The organism is Suttonella ornithocola (assembly GCF_001889065.1).
In the GTDB taxonomy this organism is placed as follows: domain Bacteria; phylum Pseudomonadota; class Gammaproteobacteria; order Cardiobacteriales; family Cardiobacteriaceae; genus Suttonella_A; species Suttonella_A ornithocola.
This window is the reverse complement of sequence record NZ_LWHB01000182.1, coordinates 1-4,098: the sequence shown is the minus strand read 5'-3', so window position 1 is coordinate 4,098 and position 4,098 is coordinate 1. Positions and strand designations below refer to the sequence as shown.

General features: G+C 41.1%; 3 protein-coding genes and 1 pseudogene. 2 read left to right on the top strand and 2 right to left on the bottom strand.

Annotated features, from left to right (window positions below):
• A partial coding sequence (locus tag A5N85_RS15770) for a hypothetical protein (protein ID WP_072577471.1) occupies positions 1–265 on the top strand: 265 nt, incomplete at its 5' end.
• Positions 266–315: 50 nt separating this feature from the next.
• Positions 316–1,929, top strand: coding sequence for a mechanosensitive ion channel domain-containing protein (locus A5N85_RS12255; RefSeq protein WP_143143285.1), 1,614 nt, complete (start codon positions 316–318; stop codon positions 1,927–1,929).
• A 109-nt stretch (positions 1,930–2,038) separates the two neighbouring features.
• Here the strand turns inward: A5N85_RS12255 and A5N85_RS12250 are convergent, their stop codons facing one another.
• Together A5N85_RS12250 and A5N85_RS12245 are read right to left on the bottom strand one after the other, a co-directional pair.
• Positions 2,039–3,715 carry an outer membrane protein assembly factor BamD gene (locus tag A5N85_RS12250; RefSeq protein ID WP_143143284.1) on the bottom strand — a complete coding sequence of 559 codons (1,677 nt, stop codon included), beginning with the start codon at positions 3,713–3,715 and terminating at the stop codon, positions 2,039–2,041.
• A gap of 138 nt (positions 3,716–3,853) precedes the next feature.
• A pseudogene (locus tag A5N85_RS12245) lies at positions 3,854–4,098 on the bottom strand (pyridine nucleotide-disulfide oxidoreductase); the annotation flags it as partial.

Sequence of the window (4,098 nt, the reverse complement as noted above, 5' to 3'; positions counted from 1 at the left end):
CATGCTTTTGCTTTATCATGGATTGCGTGCGCTGACACGTCCGATTAGACGTCGTCTAAACGAATGGTCGCTACATTATCATTGGTCTAATCCACTGATTAGAAAAATTCTTGCTATATTAGGCGTTGTTGCGATGGATTCTATTTTTGTGGGTATTACCTATACCATTGGCAATTTATTAGCCTTTACGCCATTGGACAATATGGTGCGCTTTCTACCCAAGCCTCTCTATTTATTTTTGCCTTTGTCGTTATCGAATTTTTAAAAATAGGATTGAGAACCGTTTTTCTCACTCGTTTTCCCGGATTGCGCCTTTTGACATCTGATAATGGCGTTACACGATTTTGGTATCGTTGGTTTGCAAGCCTAATTAACTGGTTAGGCTATGGTTATCTCACTGTGATTCCGCTCATTGAAACCTATTTAAGCTATGCCTTAGCACAAACTATTTCTACCATTATCGCCATTGGTGCTTTTGTTTATGGCGTGTGGGTGATTATTCGCAAACGCAAAGGCGTTCATGATGCACTCGTGCGCGTTAGCGAAAGAACAGAACAAACCATTTCTAAAATATTTATGCGCATATTAGCTGCTACATGGCATTGGCTTGCTTTAGCCTACTTTCTCATGCTCCTTATCGTCACCTTGCTACGTGCAGAAAAATCTCTTCCTTTTGTGATGAAAGGAACCCTAAAAACCATACTTATTGTCGGTGCTGGATTACTATTCTCTAGTCTGATTACCAACTTTCTAAGCAGACGTATTCGATTGCCAGAAAATTGGAATCGAAGTATGCCGAGTATGGAACGCCAACTCAACTCTTATATCCCTTTTGCTTTAAGAATTATTCGATTTATTTTGCTTGTCATTGTTGTGCTAAGCGTCTTATCAGCATGGAATCTCATCAATCTCCCCGCTTGGGCAGCTTCCACTAGCGGACAAGCCTTTATTGACCGATGGTTAGGCGCTGGACTCATTCTCTTTTTCTGCGCTTTAGTTTGGCTCATATGCTGTGGCATTATTGAAAACCGCCTAAGCCCAGATACAGGAACAGGACGCCCAAGTGCGCGCGCCGAAACCCTACTCTCTCTAATCAAAAATGCTTTTGCTATTATTATTGCATCTGTCTGTACCATGATGTTTCTATCACAAATTGGTATTAACATTGGTCCGTTAATTGCTGGTGCAGGGGTATTAGGTTTGGCAGTGGGCTTTGGTGCGCAGACACTGGTAAAAGATGTTATTACCGGTATTTTTATTCAAATCGAAAACGCCATGAATACTGGAGATTTTGTAACTGTAGACGGAATTTCTGGCACCGCAGAACGCATCTCCATTCGTTCAGTTTCCTTACGAGATAGCTCAGGAACCTACCACATCATCCCCTTTTCTAGTGTAACCACCGTTTCTAACTATATGCGAGGATTCGCCTATCACACAGCAGAATACGGTATCAGCTACAACGACGACATTGATTACGCTTGCGAGCAACTACAAGCGGCCTTTAACGAACTAGCCAAGGGCGAGCACAAACGCAGCCTACTAGAACCCATTTTAATACAAGGCGTCAGTTCGCTAGGCGATAGTTCTGTCAATATTCGTGTCAGAATTAAAACCCTACCGGGCGAACAATGGACCGTTGGACGTGCCTATAACCGCTTAGTCAAGCTATACTTTGACCGTGCGGGTATTGAAATCCCCTATCCACATCAAACCCTTTACTTTGGCGAAAATAAAGACGGCAGCGCACCACCTCTTAATATCAGAAAACTCAAAGAATACCCAATATTAGAAGACACTCCCACACTAGAAAAAACAAATGACAACACGCAAAAAAGTGAGAAAAAAGAAAAAATCCCGCCGGTTCCTAAAATCCTAAAAGACCAACACAGCGAAGATAGCACGCCTGATGTAGGGGGGAATTTATAAATGTATTTTTAACCAAAAATCTTCTAAAGAAAAATAGGTTACTATCTGTAACCTATTCTTTCTAAGAAAATTATCTATTACAGTTTTGTGAGAGATTTTATAGTATCTCTTACTGCGACTGCATCAAGGTATCAAAATTAGGTTTCTGTTTCGCTTTGCATTTCGCTTGATACTCACGTTGTGCTTGGAGAATTTTTTCATCGGTGGCTAATCGTTCTTGGGTAATCCCATCTGGGTCTAAGATAAAACCTGCCCCACTATAAGCGCCAACAATATCGCCGACTTGCCAAGCTGTGCGCGATTTCATTGTCATCACTATGTTACCCAAACTACCACTACTACTTTCACAAATGACTTTGCCAGCAACGCAATGACAATCCATTTTTTGTTTAACGACGCTATAGCCTGATTGCATAGTATTTACAGGCAATCGTTTATCCGCTGGCGGTAGTGCGCCACTGATAGTGCTAGATTGATTAGCATTGTTATAAACAACAGCGCTTGGTGTTTGCCCCTCAATCTGCCAATGCACGGCATGATAACTGGATAACATCAGTACAAAAGGTTGGGCAAGTTTTGCCGTGTTTACGGTAACTGTTCGATGAAAATTTTCTGCTTCATAAACACCCACTAAATATACTTTGGTGTTATCTGGTAATGAGAAAGATTTTAGTCGCTGATAGAGTACATCATTATCAAGAAGTTGAATGGCGGGAGTCAGATTTAAACTAAAACCAACGGTATGCCAATGATTGATGTATTCCACTTCTAGACGATATTTCCCCGCTGGCAGATGAATAATAGACGGTTGTGACTTTGTTTCATCAACAATTAAACGTCCATTTAAATACGCGCGAAATTGCGCCTGACTCACGTCATAATTTATTTGATAATCCCCTTCTGTGAGGGCTATATCACCGACCCAATAAGCCACAAAATCTTCTGATTCTACGTTTAATTTTTTCGCAATTTCAACAGGCATTCCCCGATTATTCCCCATCCGCTCTGACGGATTATAAACAAACGAGATACTAATATTTTCCACCACTTCTTGATAAAGCGGTTCACGCGGATGGTTCACATTGAGATAATAAGCATTAAACCCCTGCTCGGGAACGTTACCACTCGGATTCAGCGTAGCGCCCCAAGCGCTTTTCACTGGCGCAAAGTCTTCTAATTTAGCAACGGCTGGTTTTTGTGTTTTATGCTGCTGTTGTCTATAGCCGCTGGTATCATTATTGCTATCGTCATCGTCTTGGTAAAGCCCACCTAATCGCCCTGTATTCATGTAATATTCCACATAGGGCGCATTTGCACCACTACAATCTACATACACACCAACGGCAAACTCGCCCACTTGATACTCGCATAAAGATAATAATTCGCTGAGTTTTTGCTTGTCCTTTGGATTATCTAAGTTTTTATCTAGGGCTAACTCGCCAAGATGAGTTGGCCAAATGCGGTGCGTTTTTTGGTAGGCTTGAACCTTATCCCACACAGTTTTTGCAAAGAAATCCTGATTACGTCTGTCATTATCTTTACGCGCAAAATGCTTGGCATACTGTCCTAACAAAATTTGCCGTTCGGTAATTGCTTCGGTGGCGACTTGCGTACTTTTATAATCGATAATTAACGCATCAAGTGCTTTAATCGCATTTACTTTATCTCCTTGTTGCCAAAGTAATAATGCTTCATTATAAGCCTGACGGGCTTTTTCTTCTGGAGACGCGCAAGCGCTCAATAAAAATACCATTCCAAGTAAAACCGCACGATACATTTTCATCATCTTCCTGAAAAAAAACTCTCTACAGTATATTAACAATTCTCATTTTCTGAAATCTCTCAAAATGTTCTGCTTTTCCATAACTCAATATTTCAGATATAAAAAAACGCCGCAAAGCGGCGCTTATTAGTGAAGATAATTTTAAGCAAATTGCGCAAATAAATCATTTAAGGCTTCACTCATGGTTGGATGGGTGAAGATATGGTCGCGGATATCTTGCCAATGCAATTCGCAGCGAATCGCCAAATCTAGGAAATTAATGATTTCATGTGCTTCTGCACAAAGTAATTGTGCGCCAATCACTTTTCCGCTTTCTGCATCAATGACCGCTTTTAATAAGCCATCGGTTTGCTCAAGAATTTTTGCTTTCGGGATTGCTGAGGCTG

Excerpts from the sequence above, each read along its gene's own strand:
- A5N85_RS12250 (WP_143143284.1), bottom strand. The coding sequence starts at position 3,715 with ATGATGAAAATGTATCGTGCGGTTTTACTTGGAATGGTATTTTTATTG.